This is a genomic window from Mesorhizobium sp. PL10, assembly GCF_053714315.1.
In genome coordinates this window covers 342,756-367,174 of record NZ_JBSKBR010000003.1, presented here as the reverse complement: position 1 = coordinate 367,174, position 24,419 = coordinate 342,756, and the positions used below count along the sequence as shown (strand labels likewise).

Genomic DNA, 24,419 nt, shown 5'->3' with positions numbered 1-24,419 from the left:
TGGCTTTGCGCGCCGCCCAATCTAGACCAATGATGCCGCCGCGCAACCCGGCCTGCTGCGCAGCGGCTGTGCATGAATGACCAACGGAGCAGAGAGTGCCGACATATTTCGATCAACTGCTCGACCGCTTCCATGTCTATCTCCGGGGTGTGGACAACGCACTCGTGCGGGACGCTGTCGCCCGGATCGCCTGGACAATGCCGGCTCGTCCGCTCGAACCGCATCCGCTGCCTTGCGTTGGTCTGCTCGACCGAATCGTCAAACTGGCGCCGCCGGACGCACAGCCGCTGGTGCAGCTGCTGGCGGACCGTCGGGGCGATCTGTGCTGGGGGCAGACCTACAATGCGGCGGATTTCGGCGAAGCGTTCCTGCAGAAATATGGCTGGCTGGAGGTCTTTGGGCTGCGCGGTCATTTCGCCAATGACGAGGCCGCGGCCGGATTGCTGATCCTGGGACCCGGCATTACCTATCCCGACCATCATCATATTGCAGAGGAAATCTACATTCCACTGACCGGCGGCACAGAATGGCGCACGGGCGATGGCGGCTTTACCGTCCGACAGGCGGGCGAGGTGATCCATCACGCCTCCAATGTCAGCCACGCCATGCGCACCGGCAGCGAGCCGCTGCTTGCGCTCTACATCTGGCGCGGTGGGCCGCTGGCGCAGAAGTCGACCATTCCCGGCGCGCAGGGCAGGGTCTGAGCCATGGCCAAGGCGATCATGCTGCAAGGCACGGGCTCGGATGTCGGCAAGACTGTCCTGGTGGCGGGGCTATGCCGCGCAGCCAGGAAGCGCGGGCTGAAGGTCAGGCCGTTCAAGCCACAGAACATGTCCAACAATGCCGCGGTGGCCGACATTCCCGGTGAGAGCGGCGGTGGCGAGATCGGTCGCGGGCAGTGGCTGCAGGCGCTAGCCTGCGGGATCGCGCCTAGCGTCCACATGAACCCGGTGCTGCTCAAGCCGCAGACCGATGTCGGGGCGCAGGTCATCGTCCAGGGCAAGGTGTTCGGCGAGGCGCGGGCGCGTGACTACCAGGCGCTGAAAGGCCGGCTGATGGATGCTGTGCTGGACTCCTGGGCGAAGGTCGGCGAGGGCGCCGACCTTGTCATCGTCGAAGGGGCCGGCTCGCCGGCCGAAATCAACCTGCGCAGCCGCGACATTGCCAATATGGGCTTTGCCACGCGCGCCGATGTGCCCGTCATCCTGGTCGGCGACATCGACCGCGGCGGCGTCATCGCTTCCGTCGCCGGCACGCATCTGATCCTGCCGGAAGAGGACCGACGAATGATCGTCGGTTACCTCATCAACAAGTTCCGCGGTGACGTCTCGCTTTTCGACGACGGCATCAAGGCGATCGATCAATTCACCGGCTGGCGCTGCTTCGGCGTCGTTCCGTGGCTGAAGGCGGCGGCGCGATTGCCTTCGGAGGATTCCGTAGTGCTCGAACGCTTGGCTTCAGGCGGGAAACGGGCGCTGAAAGTCGCAGTGCCGATGCTTGGCCGCATCGCCAATTTCGACGATCTCGATCCGCTCAAGTCCGAACCGCAGGTCGAAGTGGTGTTCGTGCCGCCGGGACAGTACCTGCCTGAGGATGCCGGCCTGGTGGTCATTCCCGGCTCGAAGTCGACGATCGGCGATCTCATTAAGTTCCGCGAGAATGGCTGGGACCGCGATCTTCTGGCGCACCGAAAACGCGGCGGCCATGTCGTCGGCATCTGCGGCGGCTTCCAGATGCTCGGCCGCATGGTGCGCGATCCCGATGGCATCGAGGGCACCGTCACCGAAGCGGAAGGCCTTGGCCTGCTCGACATCGAGACGGTGATGGAACTGGAAAAGACGGTGCGCAATTCAAGCGCGCGCTCAGTGCCGTTCGGCCTGCCGCTCGAGGGCTACGAAATTCATCTCGGCCGCACCACCGGGCCGGACACCGCGCGGCCATCCGCCGTGATCAACGGTGCCGATGACGGCGCCATCTCCGCCGACGGCAAGGTTTTCGGCACCTACCTGCATGGCTTGTTTTCCGCCGACGCTTTCCGCGCAGCATATCTTGCCAGCCTTGGCGTCAAGGGCGGCGGCATCGACTATCGTGCCGAAGTGGAGAAGGCGCTGGACGAGATAGCAGCCGAGCTGGAGACGCATCTCGACTGCGACGCGATTTTCGGCCTGGCACGGTAGTTGATATGCCCGCTTTGGTGATTAGTTGACAGGCCTGTCCTGTCGTCATCCTCGGGTCTCCGCGACGGAGCTGCGCTCCTGCTTCGCCCGTGGATGACGAAATTCAGATGCTTTAGCTAACCTTCAGCGTCGGCAATGAGGCTCACGCCTTCTCGCCCGCTTTCGGCCAATACGTCCCGAACGACCAGACATTGCCTTCGGGGTCGCGGCAGATGAATTCGCGGCTGCCATAGTCGCGGTCGGTCAGTTCCTGGATGATGGTGGCGCCGGCCTTCTTCGCCCTGGCATGGGCGGCATCGGCATCGTCGACGGCGACATAGATCGACTTGCCGCCGCCGGAGCCGGGCTCGCCGACCATCTTGCCGTAATCGTCGCTGCGCGCTGTACCCAGCATGATCATCGAGGAGCCGAAGGTGAGTTCGGCATGGTGCACGATGTCGCCCTCGCCGTAGCGGGCGCGGACCTCGAAGCCGAAGGCCTCGCACAGCCAATCGATCATTTTTCCTGCATTCTTGTAGCGCAGGGCAGGGTAGAGCCGGGGCGCTTCGCCGGTGGTGGGCACGGAAACCTCCTTCATCTGATTGGGCCGATAACCCACTTTGTTCGAAGGCCGTTCCGCAGTCTTGAAGAAATGTTACCTCAGCGCCGTTGGGGGATCGCCGGCGAGCTGACGGAACTCGCGCACCAGATGCGCCTGGTCGGCATAGCCGCAATCGGCGGCGATATCGGCCCAGTCGCTTTGGTCCTGCCTCGACAGGCCGAGCGCACGGTTGAAGCGGACGATACGCGACAGCGTCTTCGGCCCGATGCCGGTCGCGTCGGAGAATTTGCCGGCGAGATGCTTGCGGCTCCAGCCCAGTTTTTCGGCAATAGAGGAAATACGGGTTCGGCCGCCGGACGCGATAATACGCTCATAAGCCCATACGATTTCGGGCGAGGTTTCAGCGGCTTTGCCGAGACGGGTTGTGACGAATGTTTCGGCGATGTCGAAACGTGTCGACCAGTCCAGGGCATTGCCGAGCCTTTCACGCAGCGCCATGCCCTCGGCGCCAAGCACATCGTCGAGCACGATCATACTGTCGGTCAGCTCGCTCATCGGGAGGCCGAAGAAGCGGCGGGCGCCGAGCGGGGTGAAGTTAATCTGCACGCAGCAGGCGTCGCCGAACGATTCGATGATCACCGGGCCGGCAAACAGGCCGGCGGCGAAACTGGCGAAACGGTCATTGTCGCCGGGGTTGCGGCCAAGGCCGATGGCGAAGGGTTCGGCGAAGCTGATCACCAGCGGCACGGTCAGCGAGGCATATTCGATGTTGCGGAAACGGCCGGCCGCGGTTTCGCGATAGCCGCAAATGTCCGACACAATGCCTTGTAGCTCGGAAGGCGGCGCCCGCCGGCGCATCTCGAACCGTCCAGCGATGGAGCGGTCCTGTTCCTTGCGGCGCTGCATCTCGATCGGCATCGGCCATCCTTTTGCCGACCGAATCTAGCAGACGCCCTGATCTGAATCAAAACGGGCCGAAAGCAAAAGCGCCCGGCTTTTGGCCGGGCGCTTCGGTTGCCCTGAGATATGCGTGCTCAGGCGCCACGCATCATGCAGCCGGCGGCAAGCACGATATAGGCGATGAGCACAATCCAGACCGACGCCAAGGGAATAAACGCAAGAACGCCAAGCGCGGCGAGAACGCCGATGATGGCGATGATAAGGGATATGATGAAAATAAGCTGAGTGGGTGCACTAAGATTCATGTGTGGTCCCTCCAACATGATTCGTACAACCACATTCTATCAGGCGTGGGCTCATACACCAATTAGCTGGCGTAATGGGTTTGCAGGATCGGCCAGCAGCTTGACCGCCAGCGCCAGGCAGATGATCACCAGCAGCGGCTTGATCAGCCTTGCGCCGATGCGGATGGCGAGGCTGGCGCCGAGACGCGCGCCGAGGAACTGGGCGACGCCCATCATCAGCCCGATCTTCCAGTAGATGACGCCGGCCACGGCAAAGACGATGAAGCCGCCAATGTTGGAGGCGAAATTGAGCAGCTTGGTGTGGGCCGTCGCCTTTAGCACGCCGAAGCCGGCGAGGCTGACGAAGGCAAGCATGTAGAAGGAGCCGGCGCCGGGTCCGAACAGGCCGTCATAGAAGCCGACCGCAGGTGCGATCGTCAGCCCGAACAGGAAGGGTGACAGACGCTCGGCGCGGTCGACATCATTCATGTTGGGCTTCACGGCGAAGTAGATCGCGATGGCAATCAAAAGCAGCGGCAGCAGCGCCCGCAAGAGATCGCCGGGCACGAAGGCCGCCAGCAAGGCACCGACGGCACTGCCGGCAAGGGCCAGAAGTGCGGACGGCAGCTGGCGGCGCAGATCGACATGGCCATTCATGGCGTAGTGGATGGTCGCCGACGCGGTGCCGAAAATGCCCTGCAGCTTGTTGGTTCCAAGGGCTGCGACCGGCGGGAAACCGGCAAGCAGCAAGGCTGGAATGGTGATCAGGCCGCCGCCGCCGGCTATCGAATCGACAAAGCCGGCTGCAAAGGCGGCGAAGGCAAGCATGATGACGGTCTGGGTGGCGAGGTCGAACATCGGGATTTTCTGGGCATTCCGGCGGGAAAAGAGATGCCGCGCCTTCGATCATGGCGACCCGGTTTGCGCAAGACCGAATCCGCGCTACGTCTATCCAGGCACGTTGCTCTTGGATTTCCTGTAGTGCATGTCATTATCCCGAAGCCGCTGCGCACTTGGGGTCATAGGCGATGGGCGGACTAGTAAAAGGGACGCTGTTGGCGATGGCATTGCTCGACCAGATACGCTCGATCTTCGATGGCGACCCCGGCGTGCGCAAGGTTGCCGATGACCCGGTGCTGTCGGCGGAACTCTTGATGCTGTTTCGCATGATCCTGGCCGATGGCTCGGTGTCGGAGAGCGAGATGGTTGCCTTCCGGCGCATCTGCAAGGACGCTTTCGGCATCCCGGAAACCAGCATCGACGCAGTCATCGAATATCTCAACGAGTTCGGCTACGAGACCAACGGTTCGCAGGCCATCGCTCTGTTTCGCGATCTCGATGTCGAGCGGCGCAAGCTGCTGGCGCTCCACATGGCGGAAATCGCCAAGGCCGATTCGAAACTGGCCGAGAGCGAGGTGCGGCTGCTGCGCCGCACGCTCGACCTGCTCGACATCAGCCCGGTCGATGTGGTGAAGCCGGAGGAGTAAGCCCGCCCGGCCAGCTGGGTCCCCGCTGCTTCGCTGCGTCCTTAGCCCTTCGGGCGTTCAGCTCCCTTCAAAAGGTCCACTGGACCTTTTGATCCGCCCGAAGGCGGACCGGGGCTTCACCGTTCGTGACCTTTCATCGTGCCACTGGCACGGTGAATTCGCCGCGCGAACCGGCCACTCACCCTTGCTCTTGCATCCGGTGTGCGATCGCCCGATGCAAATCTGGCGCTGCCGCCACCAGCGCTTTGGCGGCCTCCGATTGCGGATGGTCGAGCACATCGCCGGTCTTGCCGCGCTCGACGATGCTGCCGTCATGCATGACCAGCACCTCGTCGGTGATGGCGCGGGCGACTGTCAGATCGTGGGTGATGAAGAGGTAGGCGATGCCGAGCTTCTGGTTGAGTTCGGCGAACAGGTCGAGGATCTGGGCGCGGATCGAGACGTCGAGCGCCGAGACCGGCTCGTCGGCGACGACCAGCTTCGGCCTGGTGATGATGGCGCGGGCGATCGACAGGCGCTGGCGCTGGCCGCCGGAAAATTCATGCGGATATTTGTCCATGTCGCTGACGCCGAGGCCGACCTCATGCAGCGCATGCGCCACCATCTCGCGGAGCTCGGCCGGCGTTGGTTTCTTCTCCAGCACATGCAGCGGTTCGGCCACCAGTTTCTCGACCTTCTGGCGCGGGTCGAAGGAGCCGTAAGGGTCCTGGAACACCACCTGCATGTCGCGTCGCGCGGATTTGAGCTCCGCCTCGCTCCTGCCGGTGATGGTCTGGCCGCGAAAGCGGATCGTTCCCGATGTCGATTTGTCGAGCGCCAGGATCATGCGGGCAAGCGTTGACTTGCCGCAACCGGAGCGGCCGACCAGCGCCACAGACTGACCGGGCGTCAGCGATAAGGAAACGTCGTCGACGGCGCGGATTGGGGGAGCGGGTTTGAACAGGGATGTACGCCGTCCCAGATAGTCACGCGTCACGCCTTCGACCTCAAGCAGCGGTTTGCCCTGGACCGCGGCATGGCTTTTGGGGCGTGCCGGCACGTGCATGGAGGCCAGCGCCAGCTGTCGTGTGTAGGGATGAAGCTGTTCCGACAGTGTCCGCGCGGTGTCGCCGGCCTCCATCACCTCGCCATGGCGCAGGATGGTGATGCGGTCGGCCATTTCGGTGACGACGGCAAGGTCGTGCGAGATCAACAGCAGCCCCATGCGGCTTTCGCTGACAAGGCCGCGCAGCAAGTCGAGAATCTGCGCCTGCAGCACCACGTCGAGTGCCGTCGTCGGCTCGTCGGCGATAAGCAGCTTGGGTTTCAACGCGCAGGCAATGGCGATGACGACGCGCTGGCGCTGGCCGCCCGACAGTTCGTGAGGATAGCGCGACAGCGGGAATTTGGCTTGCGGAAGGCCGACCCGGTCGAGCATTTTACGCGCCCGGTCTTCTGCGTCGGCGCGGCTGGCCTTGGTGTGCCAGCGTATGCCTTCGGCGACCTGTTCGCCGATGGTCTTTACCGGGTTGAGCGCCGTCATCGGCTCCTGGAAGACCATGCCGATGTCGTCGCCGCGCAGGGCGCACATCTGGTCCTCGGTGGCCGCCAGGATGTCGATGCCGTCGAAGGCGACGCGCCCGCTGGCGCGCGCCGCATGCGGCAGAAGCTGCATGACCGTCAGCGCCGTCATCGACTTGCCGGAGCCGGATTCTCCGACCAGCCCCATCACCTCGCCGGGCGTCACAGAGAGTTCGACCCCCTTCAGGATCGGCGTGTCGCCGATCGAAAGCGACAGGTTCTCGATCTCGAGCAAGCTCATCGCTGCCGCCGCGATTTCGGATCGAGGATGTCGGCGATGCCGTCGCCGAGCAGATTGAGGCCGAGCACGGTGATGACGATGGCCATGCCCGGGAAAATCGCCATCCACGGCGCCACCACCATGCGCGTCTGCGCGTCGAACAGCATACGGCCCCAGCTCGGCATTGGCGGCTGGGCGCCGAGGCCGAGATAGGAGAGGCCGGCTTCCGCGAGGATGCCGAGCGCGAACTGGATGGTGCCTTGCACCAGAAGCAGCGTGGCGATGTTGGGCAGCACGTGCTCGATGCTGATCTGGGTCTTGCTCTTGCCGGCGGCACGCGCAGCGAAAATGAACTCGCGCGGCCAGATTGCCAGCGCCCCGGCGCGCGCCACGCGGGCAAACACCGGAATGTTGAAGATGCCGATGGCGATGATGGCGTTGACCGCGCCCGGCCCGAAGATAGCGGTGATCATGATTGCCGACAGCAGCGCCGGGAAGGCGAAGACGAGGTCGTTCAGCCGCATCAGCGCCTCGTCGACAAAACCGCCGCACGCCGCGGCGAAGGCGCCGAGCGGCACGCCGACACCCATGCCGATACCGACCGCGACCAGCGCCACGGCGATCGAATTGCGGGCGCCGACCATGATCATCGACAGGATGTCGCGGCCGAAATGGTCGGTGCCGAACCAGTGCGCCGCAGAGGGCGCCAGCGTCTTGTCCGAGATCACCAGTTTGGTCACGTCGTAAGGCGTCCAGACATAGGAGATGAGCGCCATTGCAGCCACGAACATGGTGATGGCGAAACCGACGAGGAAGGAGCGGTTACGAAATGCCTTGGCCAGAATGCTGCCCAACGTTTCCTGCGGGATGTCGATGTGCAGTGTCATTGCCGGCCTCGAAGGCGCGGATCGACGATGGCATAGGAGATGTCGACAACGAGATTGACCGCAATGACGGCGACGACCAGCAGCATGACGATGCTTTCGACGACAATCAGGTCGCGCTGGGTGATCGCCTGGAACACCAGCCGTCCCAGACCGGGCAGATAGAAGACGTTTTCGATGATGATGGTGCCGGCGAGCAGGAAGGCGAATTGCAGACCCAGAATGGTCAGCACCGGGATCATCGCATTGCGCAGCGCGTGCCGCCACAGCACGGCGCGGTAGGGCAGGCCCTTGGCGCGGGCGGTGCGGATATAGTCCTCGTTCAGCACCTCGATCAGCGCCGAGCGGGCAACGCGGGCCAGGATCGCCGCCTGCGGCAGAGCAAGTGCTAGGGCCGGCAGCAGCAGCGATTTCAGCGCCGGCCAGACACCGGCACCCCAGCCGGGAAAGCCGCCGGCCGGTGCCAGTCGCAGCCAGACGGCAAAGAGGTAGATCAGCATCAGCGCGAACCAGAAGTTCGGCACGGCGACGCCGAGCTGGGCCATACCCATGGCAAAGGTGTCGCCGGCCCGACCGCGCCGGCTGGCGGAATAAAGCCCGACCGGGATGGCGATGACGGTGGACAGCGCCAGCGCGATCAGCGCCAGCGGCAGTGAAACCGCCATGCGCTCGCGCACCAGGTCGATGACCGGCACCGAATAGGTGTAGGAGCGGCCGAAATCGAGGCTGAGCAGGCCGCCGACCCAGGAGAGGTAACGCAGGACAAGCGGCGCGTTGAGGCCCATCTGGTTGCGCAGCAGCTCGACCTGCTCGGCGCTGGCGTTGAGACCCAGCATCAGCCGCGCCGGGTCGCCGGGCAGGATTTCGAGCACGGCGAAGACGACCATCGAAGCCAGGATCAAGGTCGCGATGGCGATGGCGAGGCGTTTGAGGAGGTAGGCGGTCAATCCGTCCACTTCACCTTGGTCAGATCATTCGCCTGGATTGGCGCGTTCTCCCACAGCCCCTGCAGCTTGGCGTCCCACACGCCCACCTTCGGTAGTTCGTAGAGGAAGCCGACCACGGCATCGTCGGCCAGGATCTTCTGCGCTTCGCCCAGCAGCGTGTTGCGCTTGGCGTCGTCGGAGGTGAGGTTCAGTTCGGTGATGATCTTGTCGAAAGCCGGGTTGTCATAGTTGAAGTAATAATCCTTGCGCGAATAAATATCGATGTCATTTGGCTCGGTGTGGGAGACGATGGTCAGGTCGTAATCCTTCTTGGTGAACACCTGATCCAGCCACTGCGCCCATTCGACGGGGACGATCTCAAGGTCGATGCCGACATCGCGCAGCTGCGAGGCAATGATCTCGCCGCCGAGCCTCGCATAGGAGGGCGGCGGCAGTTTCAGCGTCGCCTTGAAGCCATTGTCAAGGCCGGCCTGCTTCAGCAGTTCCTTGGCCTTGTCGACATTATGCGGATAGAGGCCGGTGAGGTCGACATAGGCCTTGCTGGCGGGCGACATATGCGAGCCGATCGGCACGCCGAGGCCGGCCGAGGCGCCGTCGATGATCGCCTTGCGGTCGAGCGCGAAGGCAATCGCCTGCCGCACCTCGAGTTTGTCGAAAGGTGGCTTCTTGTTGTTGATCGACAGGATGGTTTCGCCCTCGGTCGAGCCGATCACCACATGGAAGCGCGGGTCGTCCTTTACCTGGGCGACGCTGTCGGGATCGAAGAAGGGGAAAGCCTGGATATCGCCGGAGAGCAGCGCCGGCACGGCGGCCGCAGCATCGGGGACGATGCGGAACTCGGCCTTGTCGAGGAACACCGGAGCGCCCCAGTAATTGTCCGATTTGACCAATGTGATCGACGAGCCCTTGGCCCAGCTCTGAAATTTGAACGGGCCGGTGCCGATTGGCTTTTCCTTGTTGGTCTCGGCGCTCTCCGGCGTCACGATCACCGCGTCGCCCCAGCCCATATTGTAGAGGAACGACCCTTGTGGGTTCTTCAGCGTCACCTTCACTGTCGCCGGATCGACGACTTCGATCGTGTCGATGGCCGCGAACAGGCCCTTTTGCGCGTTGACCGAATTGTCGGCGCGGGCGCGGTCGAGCGAGAATTTCACGTCGCTGGCGTCGAAATCGGTGCCGTCATGGAATTTGACGCCGGTGTGCAGCTTGAAGGTGTAGACCTTGCCGTCGTCCGAGATGGCCCAGCTTTCGGCGAGATCGGGCAGCACTTCTCCGTTCGGACCGATGCGGGTCAGGCCCTCGAAGACGTTGGCGTAGAGCACTTCGTCGATCGCCGCGGCGGCACCGGCGGTCGGATCGAGATGCGGCGGTTCGAGCGGAATGCCGATAACCAGGTCGGTACGCGCGGCAAATGCCTGACTGCCGGTTGCGAGCGCCAACAGCGCGGCGGCAAGAATGGTTTTCCACAATTTCATCGTGCAACTCCCAATGCTCGAACCCTGGTGCGATAGAAGCGTGATTTCGAGGTGGAGTAAATTGCGTTTCGTGCTCTGCAACGGCGCCGGGAGGAATGTTTTCAGCTGATGCCGGTGGGATCAGCCGGTAGCCGTTCCTCTTAGCAGCACGTTCAGCCCGATCGCCATCACTTTGGCCGACTCCACCATGTCCGAAATCCCGACCCATTCGTCGGGTCGGTGGGCGAGATCGAGAATACCCGGACCGTAGGCGATGCAATCATAAATGTGGCCGATGCGGGCAATGTGCTTCTGGTCGTAAGTGCCTGGCGAAATGACATAATCCGGTTCGCGGTCGAAGATCGCCATGATGCCTTGGGCCACAGCCTGGACCACCGGCGCATCGCGCTCGGTCATCAGCGGCAGCACCTCCATCAGGTCGCGGATTTCGTAGTCGAATTTTTTGCGCTCGCGCTTCAACCGGTCGAGGATATCGGTCACCTCGCTTTTGACCGTGGCAAGATCTTCCTCAAGCAGGAAGCGGCGGTCGATGGTCAGCCGGCAGGCATCCGGCACGTTGGGCGAGGGCAGGCCGGGGCGAAAATCCTCGGTCTGGCCGCCATGGATCGAGTTGATGTTCATGGTCGAGCGCTTTGCGCCTTCGGGCACCACCGGCATGCGCGTCACCTTGCGGTCGAGCGCCGGGAACAGTTCGTCCTCGAAGGCCTGCAGCACAGCGCCCATATGGCGCACCGCGTTGTCGCCCAGGAACGGCATCGAGCCATGCGCGATCTCGCCCTTGGTCTCGATCTCCGCCCACCAGACGCCGCGATGGCCAAGGCAGATGCGGTCCTTGTTCAGCGGCTCGGGGATGATGACGTGGTCGACCCTGGGTTTGGAGAAATAGCCAAGTTTCGCCAAGTGGGCGACGCCGCCGAAGCCGCCGGACTCCTCGTCGACCGTGCCGGAGATTTCGATGGCGCCGGGAAAGTCGGGGAAAACCTCCATAAAGGCCTCGGCAGCGATGATCGAGGCGGCGAGGCCTCCCTTCATGTCGCAGGCGCCGCGGCCGTAAACCTTGCCGTCCTTCACCAGGCCGGCAAAGGGATCGACGCTCCAGCCTTCACCGGCTTCGACGACATCGATATGCGAGTTGAAATGGACGCAGGCGCCCGGCACGCGGCCGTCGAAGCGGGCGACGACATTGACGCGCGGGTAGCGGTCGGTGTCTCCGGGCGTGCCCTCGGCGCGGATGAATTCGGTTTCGAAGCCAAGTTTCCTTAGCCGTGCACCGATATATTCGGCGCAGGGGCGATAGGCTTCGCCCGGTGGATTGATGGTCGGGAAGCGGATCAGGTCGGCGGTCAGTGCAACCAGTTCATCGGAACGGTCGTCGATCGCTTTGAAGAGTCGTTCGTTCATCAGGGGAGTTGAGCAACGAACGGGTGGTTTTTGCAAGTGTCACGCCGCAAGCGCCGAAACTACGGGTTGCGGCGGCAACTATGGCGGGAAATCGTTCAAATTCGCTGCTTTAGATTGGCGATTTTATCAAGGAGTGTGTGTTAGATCACTCACCTGTCGTTAAAAAGATGAAAAACCGCGTGATGACAGAGCAGGCAAGGGGCATCAAAGGGGTTTGATCTCATGACTAAAATCGTTCTCATGGCAGCAGCTTTTGCTGCGATGCTGTTCGGCACGTCCATCGAAAGCAGGGCTGCTTCGCTGGTCGCCAGCATCGACGTCTCTTCGCAGACCATGACCGTCAGCCAATATGGCCAAGTGCTTTATCGCTGGAGCGTGTCCACCGCCCGCAGCGGCTACTTCACACCGCGGGGCACCTATCGGCCGCAGCGGACGGCGAGGATGTGGTATTCGAAAAAATACCACATGTCGCCAATGCCTTACTCGGTGTTCTTCCATGGCGGCTACGCCATCCACGGCACCGGCGCAGTCCGGCAGCTTGGGCGTCCGGCCTCGCATGGCTGCGTGCGGTTGCACACGGCAAATGCGGCGGTCTTCTATTCGATGGTGCGCGAAGTCGGCTTCGGCAATACGCGGATCGTGGTGATGAACTGACGAGCTAAGATTGACGCTGCCGCTGGCCGGCAGCGTCCTTTGCCTGTCCGCGACGGCGCCGACGCCGGCCGCTGATTTCCCACCTCTTGTGGAACCACATCCACTGTCCCGGGTCCTCTCGAACCCAGCGCTCGACGACGTCGGCGAGCAGTTGGGTGGTGGCTGGGACGTCGACACTGCCGCTCTCATTGCGCGGTAGAGTGAGCTTGTCTTCGATCTCGAGGCGGAAGCGGTTGCCCGGCAACCGGACGCAGCGCGCCGGATAGACATTGCAATCATAGTGGCGGGCCAGCATGCCCAGAACCGGATTGCTCTGGCACGGGCGGCCGAAGAAGGTCGTCTCCAGCCCGCTGGAGAATTTCTGGTCGACCAGGACGCCGATATTGCCGCCATTTTCGAGAATGGACGCCAGCGCGAAGGAGGCGCCGGTGGAGGAGGGCAGCAGCGCGCCCATGCTCGAGCGCCGCGTCGAGTGGATGTAGTCGGCGAGGTACGGGTTGTTGGGCGGGCGAAACAGTGCCGTGATCTTCATGCCGAAAGTGGCGGCCGCCACCGGCAAAAGCTCGAAATTGCCGAGATGGCCGGTGAACAGGATGTGGGGCTTCTCCTCGCCGGCGATATCGAGGAAATGCTCGGCGCCACGAACCTCGATCCGGCCGGGTTTGGTTGCCTTCGGATCGTAGTCGAAAAGCGCATCGAGGAAGATGTATTCCGCGGCAAGCCGGGCCATGTTGCCCCACATGTCGGAGGCGATGGCCTCGATCTCGACATCGCTCTTTTCGGGATAGGCGAGGCGCAGATTGTTGATGGCGACGCGGTGGCGTCCGACGCGCGGACCGATCCGCCGAGCGGCGCGGTCGGCAAAATTGAGCGCGCTGTCGGCAGGCAAAAGGCGCAGCAGCGAAATGATCGTCATCGCCGCGCGCGCCACCAGCCAGTGCTCCATCTGGCGCAGTCTTCGGCCATAGCGGAACATGAAGTCCCGGCGGGCTTTCTTGAACACCTTGCCGACCATCGTCTTAGGAAACGCGCAGGATAATCTTGCCGAACACGTCGCGGCCTTCCATGCGCTTCAGCGCGGCGTCGATACCGTCGAAGCCGACTTCGGTGTCGATGACCGGCGCTACCTGTCCCGCCGCCATCTTCTGCATGGCGTTGGCCATGTTCTCCATGCGGCAGCCGAAGGATCCGAGCAGCTTCAACTGCTGCTGGAAGAGCTGCATCAGATTGATCTGCGTCGAGACGCCGGAGGTCGAGCCGCAGGTAACCAGGCGACCGCCGCGCTTCAGGCACAGCATCGAGGCGGCAAAGGTGTCGGCGCCGACATGTTCGAAGACGACGTCGACGCCCTTCTTTTTGGTCAGCTTGCGCACGACGCCTTCGAAACGGTCGTCACGGTAGTTGATGACATGGTCGGCGCCGAGCGCCTTGGCCCTGTCGATCTTGTCGTTCGAGCCGACCGTGGTGATGATGATGCAGCCCATGCGCTTGGCCAGCTGGATGGCCGCCGAGCCGATGCCGGAACCACCGGCATGGATGAGGATTGTCTCGCCCGGCTGCAGCTTCGCATTGTCGAACAGCATGTGCTCGACCGTGCCGAAGGTGACGGGGGCGACGGCGGCGCCGACATCGGTCACGCCGGGCGGGGCGGGGACGAGCAGGCGCGCCGGCAGGTTGATCTTCTCCTGGGCGAAGCCGTCGAGATGGAAGCCGTGCACGCCTGAAACATGTTCGCAGAGATTGTCACGGCCTTCGCGGCAGGCGCGGCAGAGGCCGCAGGTGCGGGCGCCATAGATCGACACCAATTGTCCCGGCAACAGGCTGGAAACGCCGGGGCCGACGGCCTCGACCTCACCCGACGCTTCGGCGCCGACGACCAGCGGCAGCTTGCGCTTGGCGAAGGCCATGCCGCGCCAGCCCCAGACGTCGATGTGGTTCAATGCCACCGCCTTGATGCGCAGCGTGACCTCGCCGAGCGCGGGGGGCGGCGGGGGCGGCAGGTCCACCGTTTCAAGACGGCGGTCCTCTATAAGTTGCAGTGCGCGCATAGGGCCTGTCGGTTCTGTTGGAGCGGAAGTGGCGACTTAAAAACGCGTGGCGCGTTTTAAGTCTTTGATTTTGTTCATGTCGTTTTCCCAAAACCGCATCGCACTTTTGGGCGACATGAATTAGACCGGTTCCCGCGCCATGACAAGGCAGGTGTTCTGGCCGCCGAAGCCGAAGGAGTTCGACAAAACCGTGCCGACTTCGGCATTGCGCTTCTTGTTCGGCACCACGTCGAGCACGATCGCCGGGTCGGGATTGTCGTAGTTGATGGTCGGCGGAATGACGCTTTCGCGCATGGTCATCAACGAAAAAGCCGCCTCGACGGCGCCCGCCGCCGACAGCGTGTGGCCGATCATCGACTTGTTGGACGAGATCGGCATCGAGCCGATCCGCTCGCCGAACACGGTCGACAGGGACAGATGCTCCATCTTGTCGTTTTCCGGGGTCGAGGTGCCGTGGGCGTTGACGTAGTCGATCTCGTCTTCGCTCAAGCCGGCATCGGCAAGGGCGGCGCGCACGGCCGCGATTGCCGACGAACCGTCGGGCTTGGAGCGGGTGCGGTGGAAATCGTCGGCCTTTTCGCCGCAGCCGCGCAGGATGCCGAGAACGCTGGCGCCACGTGCAAGGGCAGCCTCAAGCGATTCCAGCACCAGCGCGCCGGAGCCTTCGGCCAGCACAAAGCCGTCGCGGTCCTTGGAAAAGGGCTTCGAGGCTTTTTCCGGAATGTCGTTGTGGGTCGACAGAGCCGACAGCAGCGAGAAGCGGATCAGGGCCTCGGCGGTTGCCGAGCCGTCGGCGCCGATCGACAGCGCCCGATCGCATTCGCCGCGACGGATCGCCTCGACGCCGAGCTGGATAGCGGTGGCGCCCGAGGCGCAGGCGGTCGACAGCGTGATCGGCAGGCCGCGCGTGCCAAAGCGGTCGGCCAGCCGGTCGGCGATCGAGCCGAACTGCGTGGTTTCGAAAATGTCCAATTCCTTCAGGCCGCGCGCGACCCGCAGCAGCCTTTCGGCGCCGGCGTCCTTGCCGTCGGAATTGTAGAGCGAGAAGCGGTCGTGCCAGTCGAGCTCGACCGGTGGCGAGGCGAGGAAGAGCGGGCCGCCGAAGTCAGAGGAATCGAGGCCGGATTCGGCCACGGCCTCATCTGCTGCGGTTTCGGCCAACTCGTAGGTCAGCAGGCTGGCACCCTTTGAGCTTGAATCGAGGAAGTCGACCATGCCGGAGATGCGGGTGTTAAGGTGATCGACAGGAAAGCGGGTGATCGGGTGGATGCCCGACTTGCCCGAGGTCAGCGCCGTCCAATTGTCTGCCTTGCCGACGCCAAGCGAAGTCACCACGCCGATGCCGGTGACGGCGACGATCGGCCTGCCCATGTGATCTCTGAGATTGGCCATCCGGAACCTCTTAATTTTGCAGCACGACCGCGCAGCACTGCTTCAAGCAGCGTTGACCAGCGCCATGCCCTCGAATTGGTGATAGCCGATCGCCGTTGCAAGCACGGTTTGCGGGATGCCTTCGAACGGCTTCTCGGCAGCGGCGTCGAAAACGGGGTAGGCGGCCTTGCGGTCGACGGCCAGGGCCGCGAGCGCCACGGCGAACGGAAACTGCGCTTCCTTCATATGCCCGGTCAGTGTCGCGAAGCCGCGCGCCGATATCGCCGGATTGGCATCGAGCGCTGCCTTCTCGGCTGATGTTGCCGTGTGCGCGCCGGAAGCGCCCGACAGGGCAAGCAGCTTGCCGCTGGGGAGTGCCGCCTGTTTGAGCAAGGCCGCGATCTCGGCGTCGAGTTCGCCGCGCGAGCGCCTGGCGCGGCCGGAGACCACCGGTCCGAGTTCGGCATAGATCTTGCGGCCACGGCTTTGCGCGTGCTCGCGCTGTTCCAGCACCAGGAAGGCGCCGCCTGAGCCGGAGACCAGGCCGCCACCCTCGGCGCCCCGTCTTTGCCAGACGGGCTTCCACGGGCCGCGATGCAGATAGCCCGCCAACTCATAGCCCAGCAGCATGTCGGAATGCTCGGTCTGGAAGGCGCCGCCGACCAGTATATGCGTCGACTGGCCGGAGCGGATGCGCGCGGCGGCCGTTTCGACGGCAGCGACGCCGGCCCCTTCCTCGCCCATGAAGGTCCTGGACGATCCGGTGACCTTGTGGACAATGGAGATGTTGCCGGCGAGCAAATTGGAAAGCTGGGCCAGGAAGAGCGTCGGCCGCAATTCGGTGGTCAGCTTCTCGTTGAGCAGCACGTCGCGGTCGTTGCGGCTTTCGGAAGCGGCCAGGATGGCGGCGTCGACGGCCTCGTCGCGCTCGCCGCCGCCGGCGGCCACCACCATGTCCATGGTCGTGCAGAGCTCGTCATTGCCCTTGATGCCGGCATCGTCAAGCGCAAGACCGGCGGCATAGGTGCCGAGCCGTTGCCAGGTTTCCATCTGCCGCTGGTCGCCGCGCTTGGCGATCTGCAGGTTCCAGTCGATCTCGGGCAGCGGATGGACGGTGTAGGGCGCAAAGCGCGCGGCTTCGAGCACCGGCTGCAGGCCCGGCTGGGCCAGCTTCTGCCAGTGTGCGTCAGGGCCTTCTCCAAGCGAAGAGACAAGGCCAATGCCAGTGATGACGACGTCGCGGGGGCTGCTCATGAGCGGCTTTGTGGGTCAGGCGGGGCAGCCCGTCAAGGCCGCGCGCCAGCCGATATCAGGCGGCCTTGGCGGCGACCAGCGCGTCGATCTTGGCGCACAGGTTCTTCATGACGAAGTAATCGTCGGTCGAGGCCTTGCCGTCATTGACTTCCTGCGTCCACTTTTCCAGCGGCACCTTGATGCCGAATTCCTTGTCGATGGCAAAGACGATGTCGAGGAAATCGAGGCTGTCGATGCCGAGATCGTCGATCGTGTGGCTCTCGGGGGTGATGGTGTCGATATCGATCTCGCTGGTGTCGGCAATGATCTTGGCGACTTTCTCGAACGTGGTGGACAAGGGCTCTTCCTTCGGTTGCGGGCGGAATCTGTCCGCATCTGGTTTGGGCGCTGTCTAATCGGTTTTTCCCGGCAGGAAAAGGCCTGATGCGCCGGGCGCAGATGGGGAGGGGTCTCAAGAAACGCAAGAAGGGCCGCCGGCTGACCCGGCGGCCCTTCCATTGACGTCGCGTCAGCTCAGCTTTCGCGCAGCTTGACGATGTCGTTCAGCAGTCCACCCGTCCCGTTGTGGACGGTCAGCCGCTCGACCTTGCCGGCGATGGTCTCCAGAGCCTCAAGCTCCTTCAGCCGCAGCATCACCGGGTTCTCCGCCATCACCCTGGCCGTGTTAAGCAGGGAACGCGTGGCGTTCGTCTCCTCGCGGCGGCGGATGACGTTGGCCTCGGCCTGCTTTTCGGCCGAAACCACCTGGTTGAGGATTTCGCGCATCTCGCCCGGCAGGATCACATCCTTGAGGGCGATATCGCTGACCTCGACCCCGATCGCGGCCATGTCGGCACGGACCTTGGCCGCCGCCTCTTCATCGACCGTCACCTTCTTTTCAAGGATCTGGTCGAGCGTCAGCGCGCCAAGCGTCTTGCGGAAGGCGTACTGCAGGGCGCGGTAGAGGGCTTCGGAGAAGTCCTTCACCGTGCTCACCGCCTTGACCGGGTCGACGACCTGGTATTCGGCGGCGATGTTGACGCGGATCGTCACGCGATCCTTGGTCAGCACTTCCTGCCCGGCGACATCGAGCGACTGGCGCTTGAGGTCGACCACCTTCACCTGCACCATGCGTCCGACATTCCAGAACGCATGCACGCCGGCGGCGAGCGTGCGCACCAGCACACCGTCGACAAACAGCAGTCCGGCCTGGCCATCGACGACCGGATGGACGGACATCAATTCCGTCTTCCGGGCCTGGCCAAGCCGGCGCATGACCGCCGGGTCGATGGCGAGGTCGACCGACGTGTCGACCAACGTCACCTTCCACGGACCGGCATCCGTCCACAGCACCAGCTTGCGGTCCGGCGCGAGAACGGCATGGAGGTTGCCGTCACGCTCGATGACGGCGATATCCGTGCGCCCGGTGCGAACGACGGTGAAATGACGCGCAGCCACGTCCGGGAGCTTGTCGAACAACGCCTTCTCGTATGCCGAAACGAATTCCGGGTTCTTCAGATCGTGCCGCGATACTTCGAGGTTGCCGCGCCGATTGACGAGCGAATGCTCGCCCGGCAGCAGGACAGCCTTGATCTCCCCCTTGTAGAGGGTGAGGGCACGTTCGTTTTCCCTTACGAGGACGCGCTCGCGTCCAAGAACCTTGTCGAGAATGGTCGTCATTGTCGTACTCCTGTCGGGCATGGCCCCATGCGAGGCGTCAAGTCATGCGTCGATCTTCCCTTTCGTTTCTCGTTTCACGTCGTTCGTACTTCCAAACCCGGACACGAATGATCCGGGGACCGGTGGCATCAAATCGCGGCGGACCATCGGGAGCGGATCGCGAGGCAGCGAAGCGGGCGCCGGAGACCTTGGCCTCCATTGCCGGCGACACTGCGCCTTGATCGTCACCGCGGGCCTGGCCGCGAGCCGATGGCGTCAGACCGTTCGAACCGGCCTTGGCCCATGGGCTTCGGCGGCTCGTCAGGTCTTCAGCATTCCGGTCCCCGGACCGTTTTTTCAGATAACACCGTGAAAGGGTGGTGGCCTGTCAGCCATTGGAGAAGGATTCGAACCTTCGACCGTCAGATTATGAGTCTGATGCTCTACCCAAACTGAGCTATCCGTGGTGCAGACAGCAGGATTCGAACCTGCGACCTCCGGATCCAAATCCGGCGCTCTCCCAGACTGAGCTACATCCGCGATCCCAATCCCCAAAACGGCGCCGTATACAGGGCGGCAGAGCCGCCTGCACGGGCGGAGACGAAAGCTCCAACCGTTGTGCTCGCTTCGGTTTTCGTGACCGGGAGCGCGCCTATAGACCCTGCGACGGGTTGTCGCAAGCGGCATTGTGGCGGCGAATTTGCGGCTTCTTTCGGTGGTGATATTTCGGCAACAGTGCCAGGTTCGTCAGAAGGTGACGCGGCCGAGCACGCGCAGGCCGTCGCCCTGCGGCTCGACCACCACCGCTTCGCCTTCGCGCGGCGACACGCCGGTCAGGGCAACGATGTTTTCCAGATGAGTGACCATGACCAGATTGTCGGAGCCAGTATAGGCGCGGATTTCCTTCAGGACCGCATCTAGCTGCGCGGCCTTCTCTTTCGGATCGGTTTTCAGGAGATCGAGCGGCGCGAAAGGCTCGGGGTCGGCTTCGAAGGCGATGCGGGCGGTGTCGAGGCAGCGGCAATAGCGGCTGGACATAACACGCTCGACCGGGGCGGCTCGGGCGCCGAACAAGGCGCCAATCTTGTTCGCCTGCTGCTTGCCGCGTGCTGACAGATTGACCTGGGTGGCGCAGTTGTCGATGTCGAAATTGGCCGGATCGGTGGTGCCAGTGACCAGCGCATGGCGCAGCAGCACGACACGGCCGCCGTCCCGCAGCAGCGCCCAACCGGCGTCCGTCGCATGGGCGACGGCGGGAACAGCAAGCAGAAACAGCGCCAGCACAAATCGAATCATCTGATACCTTCCGAGAGCCGGATGTCGGCCCCGGTCATTCGCATATAGGGATCGGAAAGCCGGCACAAAGACAAGTGAAAGGCGGACCAAAGCGCGTCGCGCCCGAAACGGATTCACGCGACGCGCTTTGGATTTTGTTTTTATGCATGTCGTTGTCCCAAAACCGGGGTCACTTTTGGGCGACATGCATTGGCGCCCGCAACTTCACTTTTTCGCCATCTGCTTCTTCGCCAGCTCGATCTTCTGGTCGGTGAGCGGGATGGGGATCGTGTAGCCGGCTTCAGTAAAGCCCTGCTTGGCGTTCTCGAAGAATTCGATCGCCTTGAGATATTCCGACTTGCCTGCGCCGTAGCTGGCGCGGTTCCAGTGGACGTCGCCGAGATTGTTCTGTTCGAAGGCCCACTGCAGCGGCTGGCTTTCGCGCGTAAACACCTTCAGTGTCGCCGTGAACGCCGCTTCGGCGTCGTTGAGATATTTGTCGGTCCGCTGGAGATTGCCGAGATTGAGCAGGCTCATACCGATGCCATTTTGAGCATTGGCCCAGTCGACCGGTGCGGCCTCGATGGTGAGTATTTCAAGCGCTGCCCTCCGCGCGGTGATCGAATCCTGCAAGATCTTGGCATCGCCATTGCTCATGCTCAACCAGTGCAGCGTCGAGCCCAGGCCGGCTTGGGCCAGTGCCCATTGCCGCGGGTTCGTCTCGCGCTTGTATTCGCGCAACGCATTGCCGTAGGCGTCGACCGCATCACTGTAGTGCTCGGGCTTGTCGGTCACGCCGCCCAGCAGTTGCAGCGTGTTGCCGAGATTGTAGTAGCTCATCGCCCAGTCCTGCGGGAACTTCCGCCTGACATAGACCTGCCGTGCCGCCTGGAAGGCTGCCGCCGACTGTTCCAGCTTGGCCGCGTCGCGCGTGCGCTGGCCGAGCGTCTGGTAGATCGAGCCGAGATTGTTCTGTGCCGAGGCCCAGTCCATCGGAAAGCGCTGGCGGGTGAACACCGTCAGCGCGTCGTCATAGGCAGCCGCAGCTTCTTCAAGCGTAGCCGTGCCCATGTCGAAGCGGGCGACACCGCTCAGCGCATTTCCGAGATTGAGGCGGCTTGTCGCCCAGGACACCGGGAACGTCTCACGGGTCCGCACCTCGAGCGCGGCGCGGAAAGCATCGGCTGCCTCGTTGATCTTGGCCTTGTCGCTGAATTGGATGCCTGAAGTCACCAGCGTGTTGCCGAGATTGTTCTGGACCATCGCCCATTCAACGGGTGTTTTTGCGCGCGTGTATTCCTGTAGCGCCAGCCGATAGGCGGCTTCGGCTTCGGCCAGGCGTTCGCCGCTCGGTTCGCGCTCGGACAGGGCGTAGAGCGCGAGGCCGAGATTGTTCTGCGACGAGGCCCAGTCGAGCGGCAGTTTTTCGCGCGGGCGCTTTTCCAAGGTGGCGCGCATGGCCGCCACGGCCTGATTGAGGCGGGCCGGGTCGCTCTCGCGCTCGCCGATCTTTAGGAGGACATTGCCCAGATTGTTCTGCGCGGCGGCCCAGTTCGGGTCGTCCTTTTCGCGCTCGAAGACGGCAAGCGAGTCGCGAAAGATCTGCGCGGCCTCTTCGAGATGCGCGGTCTCGACCTCGCGCTCGCCGATGTTCTGGAGCACCACTGCCATATTGTTGCGGGTGATGGCCCAGTCGCGGTTTTGTTCGCCATTGGGAATGAAGTTCAAGATGACGCGGTAGGCTTCTATCGCCTGCTGCAAGGCGTCGAGATCGCCGCTGGCGTAGCCATAGGCGTTCAGCGCCTCGGCCTCCTGGTTCTTGTAGTTCCAGCGCAGTTTTTCGTCCCACTTCTCGACCAGCGAGAACGCCTTGGCATAGTCGTCGGCGGCGGATTTGTAGTCGAAGACCAGTGCGGCGGCGTCGGCGCGTTTGGCATAGATGGCGGCATCGGCGATGCGCTTTTGCTTGACCAGATCCTCGGCCTCGTCGACCGCACCGCTGTTTTCCTCGACCCGGCCGACAGCGTCATCGAGGAATTTGCGCGCCGTCACCATGGCGCCTTGGCCAATGGCCTTGTCGGCGGACGCGACCAGCCGACTGATCTCGGGGTCGTCGGTGCGCAGCGCTGCGCGTTCGGCCATCATCTTCTTCAGGCGCTCGGCCTGACCGTCGAGCACCTTTTGCAGGTCGTTCGGATCCTCGGGGATTTTCTCCGTGCCGAGCGCCTTCAGCACGCCGTAGAGCGCGTCGAGCGGCACACCGTCCTTGAGCGAGGCCAGCTCCACTTGCGCCCGCTTTGGGTCGGGGAGGTCGGAAATGGTCAGCAGCAATTGCCGCCTTTCGCCAGTGATCAAGCCGTCATCGCCCGTCGGCTCCGGCGGCGCGACGCCGAAATAGAGCAGACGGCGCAGGCTCTCGCTGACCCAGGGGCGTTGCTTCGCCTTGGTGTCGAGATAGACCTCTTCGGTCACCATGCGCATGACCGAGCCGAATTCGGTGCCCTTCATCGCGGTGAGATGGCGCAGCAAGGCTGCAGCATAGGGACTGTTTTCGCCGGCCGCGCCATCGAGCGCCGGGCGGCCCGGTTCGGCGGCAAAGCCGACAACCGTGCCCAGGCTGGCATCCTCCGCCGTTACATTGTTGAGCGCCTTCGCTCCACGCACCGGTTCCAGTCCGCCGGCGCCGATGGGCTCGGCGGACGCCGTCGGCGCCCGGCGCACGACTGCGTCGGCCGGAAACGGATTGGTGCGGCAGGCATCGAGCAGCACGATGGTCACCGGCACGGTCTTCTTCAGCTCGTCCATGACGGTGGAAATCGGCACCAGCGCCTCACCGGCATTCTTCAGCGAGGAGACATCGGCATCGACCGGCACCAGATAGTTCTCGCCGCCGGCTTCGATGCCGTGGCCGGAATAATAGATGAAGGCGACGTCGGCGCCTTCGGCATCCTCGACGAAGCGGTCGAGGTCGCGCTTCAGCTTGGCGGCATCACGGTCGGTGACGTTGCGGGCGTCGAAGCCGAGGTCAGTCAGCATCTTGGCCATGTCGCGGGCGTCGTTGGCCGGATTGGCAAGGGCTGCGATATGGTCGTAGTTCGACTGACCGATGATCAGCGCCACGCCCTTGAGGCTTCTGGTCTCAGTTGCCTGAGCCACAGATACGGCAAGGCAAAGCAGCACGGTGACGAAAGCCGCCAGCCTCGGGACAAGATTGCCTTTCAAGGTGCCGTCAAAGGCCATTTGTCGTGTCGTCCGCCCAATGATCCAAACCCTCTATAAGCCTGCCAGCCGACGATGATCAAATTCGGGCGCGATTGCGCCGCGACCATGGCTCGCTTATCCCTCGGGAAATGTCGCCGCTCACCGAAACCGTCCTCTTCGTCTTCAGTCTTGTCGCGCTCGGCTATGTCGCCGGGTTGACCGGCTATCTCAAGCCGGCGAGCGGCGAGGGCATCGCCGAATTCGCCGTCAACGTGGCGATGCCGCTGCTTCTGTTCCAGACGATGGTGCGGTCCGACTTCCACGGCGTGGCGCCATGGCCGCTGTGGTTTGCCTATTTCGCGGCGGTCGCCATCACCTGGGCCACCGGCCACCTGGTCACCACCCGTGTCTTCGGCCGCGACGCCCGTGCTGGTGTGGTCGGCGGCGTGTCGTCGGCGTTTTCCAATGTGGTGTTGCTCGGCGCGCCTTTCATCTTGGGCATATTCGGAGCGGATGGCTTCGAGGTGCTGTCTCTGCTGGTCTCGGTGCATCTGCCGATCATGCTGATGGCCTCGATCGTCCTGTTCGAGATATTCGGGCGCGGCAGCGGCGAACCAGTACATCCCTTGCGCGTTGTCCGCCGCTTCCTCAGGCGGTTGTTCATGAATCCGTTGGTCATCGGCATTCTGGCGGGGCTTGCCTGGCGCATCACCGGTGCGCCGCTGCCTGATGTCGCCATGCGTCTGGTCGATGCGCTGGCCGCTACGGCGGCGCCGGTGGCGCTGTTCGCCATGGGGCTCAGCCTGCGCCGCTTCGGCATTTCGGGCAATGTCAGGCCGGCGCTCGTGCTTTCGGCCCTGAAACTGTTCCTGATGCCGGCGCTGGTGCTGGTCTTCGTCTGGCTGCTCGGCCTGCCGCCCTTGACGGCCAAGGTGGCTGTGATGGTGGCGGCGATGCCATCCGGGGTCAATTCCTATCTGATCGCCGTGCAGTTCAACACCGGCCAGGCGCTGGCGTCGAACCAGATGACCATCGCCACGGCTTGTGCCGCTTTTACGACGACCTTCTGGCTGACGGTTGTGGTTCATGTCTTTGGTTAGGG

At 63.3% G+C, this 24,419-nt stretch carries 22 protein-coding genes and 2 tRNA genes; 5 read left to right on the top strand and 19 right to left on the bottom strand.

Annotation, left to right across the window (positions count from 1 at the left end; translation table 11 throughout):
- The first annotated feature begins 95 nt into the window (after positions 1-95).
- Positions 96-704 (top strand): dimethylsulfonioproprionate lyase family protein, encoded by a 609-nt coding sequence (locus tag ACWGTO_RS08000; protein ID WP_454574317.1) that lies wholly within the window; start codon positions 96-98, stop codon positions 702-704.
- 3 nt (positions 705-707) lie between these two features.
- A complete protein-coding gene (locus ACWGTO_RS07995; RefSeq protein ID WP_454574316.1) occupies positions 708-2,177 on the top strand; it encodes a cobyric acid synthase in 1,470 nt (489 codons plus the stop codon).
- A gap of 142 nt (positions 2,178-2,319) precedes the next feature.
- On the opposite strand, the gene ACWGTO_RS07990 is transcribed toward ACWGTO_RS07995, so the two are convergent.
- From ACWGTO_RS07990 to ACWGTO_RS07975, 4 genes are all read right to left on the bottom strand, one after another.
- Entirely contained in the window at positions 2,320-2,739 is a 420-nt protein-coding gene (locus ACWGTO_RS07990) for a VOC family protein (protein WP_454574315.1), read from the bottom strand.
- Between the two features lie 72 nt (positions 2,740-2,811).
- Complete coding sequence (locus tag ACWGTO_RS07985; protein WP_454574314.1) at positions 2,812-3,636, bottom strand: helix-turn-helix domain-containing protein; 825 nt, start codon at positions 3,634-3,636, stop codon at positions 2,812-2,814.
- A 116-nt stretch (positions 3,637-3,752) separates the two neighbouring features.
- Positions 3,753-3,923 carry a hypothetical protein gene (locus tag ACWGTO_RS07980; protein ID WP_454574313.1) on the bottom strand — a complete coding sequence of 57 codons (171 nt, stop codon included), beginning with the start codon at positions 3,921-3,923 and terminating at the stop codon, positions 3,753-3,755.
- 51 nt (positions 3,924-3,974) lie between these two features.
- Positions 3,975-4,760 (bottom strand): TSUP family transporter, encoded by a 786-nt coding sequence (locus ACWGTO_RS07975; RefSeq protein ID WP_454574312.1) that lies wholly within the window; start codon positions 4,758-4,760, stop codon positions 3,975-3,977.
- Between the two features lie 197 nt (positions 4,761-4,957).
- Here ACWGTO_RS07975 and ACWGTO_RS07970 point away from each other — a divergent pair, with 197 nt between their 5' ends.
- Positions 4,958-5,389 (top strand): TerB family tellurite resistance protein, encoded by a 432-nt coding sequence (locus ACWGTO_RS07970; protein ID WP_454574383.1) that lies wholly within the window; start codon positions 4,958-4,960, stop codon positions 5,387-5,389.
- Positions 5,390-5,567: 178 nt separating this feature from the next.
- Here the strand turns inward: ACWGTO_RS07970 and ACWGTO_RS07965 are convergent, their stop codons facing one another.
- From ACWGTO_RS07965 to ACWGTO_RS07945, 5 genes are all read right to left on the bottom strand, one after another.
- On the bottom strand, positions 5,568-7,190 hold the full coding sequence (locus ACWGTO_RS07965; protein WP_454574311.1) for an ABC transporter ATP-binding protein: 1,623 nt from the start codon (positions 7,188-7,190) through the stop codon (positions 5,568-5,570).
- Complete coding sequence (locus ACWGTO_RS07960) at positions 7,187-8,056, bottom strand: ABC transporter permease (RefSeq protein WP_454574310.1); 870 nt, start codon at positions 8,054-8,056, stop codon at positions 7,187-7,189. The genes ACWGTO_RS07965 and ACWGTO_RS07960 overlap by 4 nt, the downstream gene beginning before the upstream one ends.
- On the bottom strand, positions 8,053-9,000 hold the full coding sequence (locus ACWGTO_RS07955; protein WP_454574309.1) for an ABC transporter permease: 948 nt from the start codon (positions 8,998-9,000) through the stop codon (positions 8,053-8,055). The genes ACWGTO_RS07960 and ACWGTO_RS07955 overlap by 4 nt, the downstream gene beginning before the upstream one ends.
- Positions 8,997-10,475: an ABC transporter substrate-binding protein gene (locus ACWGTO_RS07950; RefSeq protein WP_454574308.1), complete on the bottom strand. Its 1,479-nt coding sequence runs from the start codon at positions 10,473-10,475 to the stop codon at positions 8,997-8,999. The genes ACWGTO_RS07955 and ACWGTO_RS07950 overlap by 4 nt, the downstream gene beginning before the upstream one ends.
- Positions 10,476-10,595: 120 nt before the next feature.
- Positions 10,596-11,876 (bottom strand): acetylornithine deacetylase/succinyl-diaminopimelate desuccinylase family protein, encoded by a 1,281-nt coding sequence (locus ACWGTO_RS07945; protein WP_454574307.1) that lies wholly within the window; start codon positions 11,874-11,876, stop codon positions 10,596-10,598.
- Between the two features lie 222 nt (positions 11,877-12,098).
- Here ACWGTO_RS07945 and ACWGTO_RS07940 point away from each other — a divergent pair, with 222 nt between their 5' ends.
- On the top strand, positions 12,099-12,530 hold the full coding sequence (locus tag ACWGTO_RS07940; protein WP_454574306.1) for a L,D-transpeptidase: 432 nt from the start codon (positions 12,099-12,101) through the stop codon (positions 12,528-12,530).
- A gap of 4 nt (positions 12,531-12,534) precedes the next feature.
- Here the strand turns inward: ACWGTO_RS07940 and ACWGTO_RS07935 are convergent, their stop codons facing one another.
- The 10 genes from ACWGTO_RS07935 to ACWGTO_RS07890 all read right to left on the bottom strand — a co-directional run bounded on the left by ACWGTO_RS07935 (position 12,535) and on the right by ACWGTO_RS07890 (position 23,356).
- Positions 12,535-13,545 carry a lipid A biosynthesis lauroyl acyltransferase gene (locus ACWGTO_RS07935; protein WP_454574305.1) on the bottom strand — a complete coding sequence of 337 codons (1,011 nt, stop codon included), beginning with the start codon at positions 13,543-13,545 and terminating at the stop codon, positions 12,535-12,537.
- Positions 13,546-13,549: 4 nt separating this feature from the next.
- Entirely contained in the window at positions 13,550-14,578 is a 1,029-nt protein-coding gene (locus ACWGTO_RS07930; RefSeq protein WP_454574304.1) for a zinc-binding dehydrogenase, read from the bottom strand.
- A 120-nt stretch (positions 14,579-14,698) separates the two neighbouring features.
- The gene (locus ACWGTO_RS07925; RefSeq protein ID WP_454574303.1) at positions 14,699-15,970 is read right to left on the bottom strand and encodes a beta-ketoacyl-ACP synthase; all 1,272 of its coding nucleotides are present in this window, start codon (positions 15,968-15,970) and stop codon (positions 14,699-14,701) included.
- 42 nt (positions 15,971-16,012) lie between these two features.
- On the bottom strand, positions 16,013-17,203 hold the full coding sequence (locus tag ACWGTO_RS07920; protein WP_454574302.1) for a beta-ketoacyl-ACP synthase: 1,191 nt from the start codon (positions 17,201-17,203) through the stop codon (positions 16,013-16,015).
- Between the two features lie 55 nt (positions 17,204-17,258).
- Positions 17,259-17,540 carry an acyl carrier protein gene (locus ACWGTO_RS07915; RefSeq protein WP_027167184.1) on the bottom strand — a complete coding sequence of 94 codons (282 nt, stop codon included), beginning with the start codon at positions 17,538-17,540 and terminating at the stop codon, positions 17,259-17,261.
- Between the two features lie 176 nt (positions 17,541-17,716).
- The gene (locus ACWGTO_RS07910) at positions 17,717-18,862 is read right to left on the bottom strand and encodes a slipin family protein (protein ID WP_454574301.1); all 1,146 of its coding nucleotides are present in this window, start codon (positions 18,860-18,862) and stop codon (positions 17,717-17,719) included.
- Between the two features lie 375 nt (positions 18,863-19,237).
- A tRNA-Met gene (locus tag ACWGTO_RS07905) sits at positions 19,238-19,304 on the bottom strand.
- A 1-nt stretch (position 19,305) separates the two neighbouring features.
- Positions 19,306-19,381, bottom strand: a tRNA-OTHER gene (locus ACWGTO_RS07900).
- Positions 19,382-19,588: 207 nt separating this feature from the next.
- Positions 19,589-20,137, bottom strand: coding sequence for a histidine phosphatase family protein (locus tag ACWGTO_RS07895; protein WP_454574300.1), 549 nt, complete (start codon positions 20,135-20,137; stop codon positions 19,589-19,591).
- A 204-nt stretch (positions 20,138-20,341) separates the two neighbouring features.
- The gene (locus tag ACWGTO_RS07890; protein ID WP_454574299.1) at positions 20,342-23,356 is read right to left on the bottom strand and encodes a caspase family protein; all 3,015 of its coding nucleotides are present in this window, start codon (positions 23,354-23,356) and stop codon (positions 20,342-20,344) included.
- A gap of 110 nt (positions 23,357-23,466) precedes the next feature.
- Between ACWGTO_RS07890 and ACWGTO_RS07885 the strand changes: the two genes are divergently transcribed.
- Positions 23,467-24,417 carry an AEC family transporter gene (locus ACWGTO_RS07885; RefSeq protein WP_454574298.1) on the top strand — a complete coding sequence of 317 codons (951 nt, stop codon included), beginning with the start codon at positions 23,467-23,469 and terminating at the stop codon, positions 24,415-24,417.
- Positions 24,418-24,419 lie beyond the last annotated feature (2 nt).

What these genes read in the sequence shown, in the direction of transcription:
- ACWGTO_RS07930 (WP_454574304.1), bottom strand. Translation starts at nt 14,578, where the DNA reads ATGCGCGCACTGCAACTTATAGAGGACCGCCGTCTTGAAACGGTGGAC.
- ACWGTO_RS07950 (WP_454574308.1), bottom strand. Translation starts at nt 10,475, where the DNA reads ATGAAATTGTGGAAAACCATTCTTGCCGCCGCGCTGTTGGCGCTCGCA.
- ACWGTO_RS07890 (WP_454574299.1), bottom strand. Translation starts at nt 23,356, where the DNA reads ATGGCCTTTGACGGCACCTTGAAAGGCAATCTTGTCCCGAGGCTGGCG.
- ACWGTO_RS07920 (WP_454574302.1), bottom strand. Translation starts at nt 17,203, where the DNA reads ATGAGCAGCCCCCGCGACGTCGTCATCACTGGCATTGGCCTTGTCTCT.
- ACWGTO_RS07895 (WP_454574300.1), bottom strand. Translation starts at nt 20,137, where the DNA reads ATGATTCGATTTGTGCTGGCGCTGTTTCTGCTTGCTGTTCCCGCCGTC.
- ACWGTO_RS07885 (WP_454574298.1), top strand. Translation starts at nt 23,467, where the DNA reads ATGTCGCCGCTCACCGAAACCGTCCTCTTCGTCTTCAGTCTTGTCGCG.
- ACWGTO_RS07975 (WP_454574312.1), bottom strand. Translation starts at nt 4,760, where the DNA reads ATGTTCGACCTCGCCACCCAGACCGTCATCATGCTTGCCTTCGCCGCC.
- ACWGTO_RS07945 (WP_454574307.1), bottom strand. Translation starts at nt 11,876, where the DNA reads ATGAACGAACGACTCTTCAAAGCGATCGACGACCGTTCCGATGAACTG.
- ACWGTO_RS07965 (WP_454574311.1), bottom strand. Translation starts at nt 7,190, where the DNA reads ATGAGCTTGCTCGAGATCGAGAACCTGTCGCTTTCGATCGGCGACACG.
- ACWGTO_RS07935 (WP_454574305.1), bottom strand. Translation starts at nt 13,545, where the DNA reads ATGGTCGGCAAGGTGTTCAAGAAAGCCCGCCGGGACTTCATGTTCCGC.
- ACWGTO_RS07940 (WP_454574306.1), top strand. Translation starts at nt 12,099, where the DNA reads ATGACTAAAATCGTTCTCATGGCAGCAGCTTTTGCTGCGATGCTGTTC.
- ACWGTO_RS07925 (WP_454574303.1), bottom strand. Translation starts at nt 15,970, where the DNA reads ATGGCCAATCTCAGAGATCACATGGGCAGGCCGATCGTCGCCGTCACC.
- ACWGTO_RS07980 (WP_454574313.1), bottom strand. Translation starts at nt 3,923, where the DNA reads ATGAATCTTAGTGCACCCACTCAGCTTATTTTCATCATATCCCTTATC.
- ACWGTO_RS07995 (WP_454574316.1), top strand. Translation starts at nt 708, where the DNA reads ATGGCCAAGGCGATCATGCTGCAAGGCACGGGCTCGGATGTCGGCAAG.
- ACWGTO_RS07985 (WP_454574314.1), bottom strand. Translation starts at nt 3,636, where the DNA reads ATGCCGATCGAGATGCAGCGCCGCAAGGAACAGGACCGCTCCATCGCT.
- ACWGTO_RS07960 (WP_454574310.1), bottom strand. Translation starts at nt 8,056, where the DNA reads ATGACACTGCACATCGACATCCCGCAGGAAACGTTGGGCAGCATTCTG.
- ACWGTO_RS07910 (WP_454574301.1), bottom strand. Translation starts at nt 18,862, where the DNA reads ATGACGACCATTCTCGACAAGGTTCTTGGACGCGAGCGCGTCCTCGTA.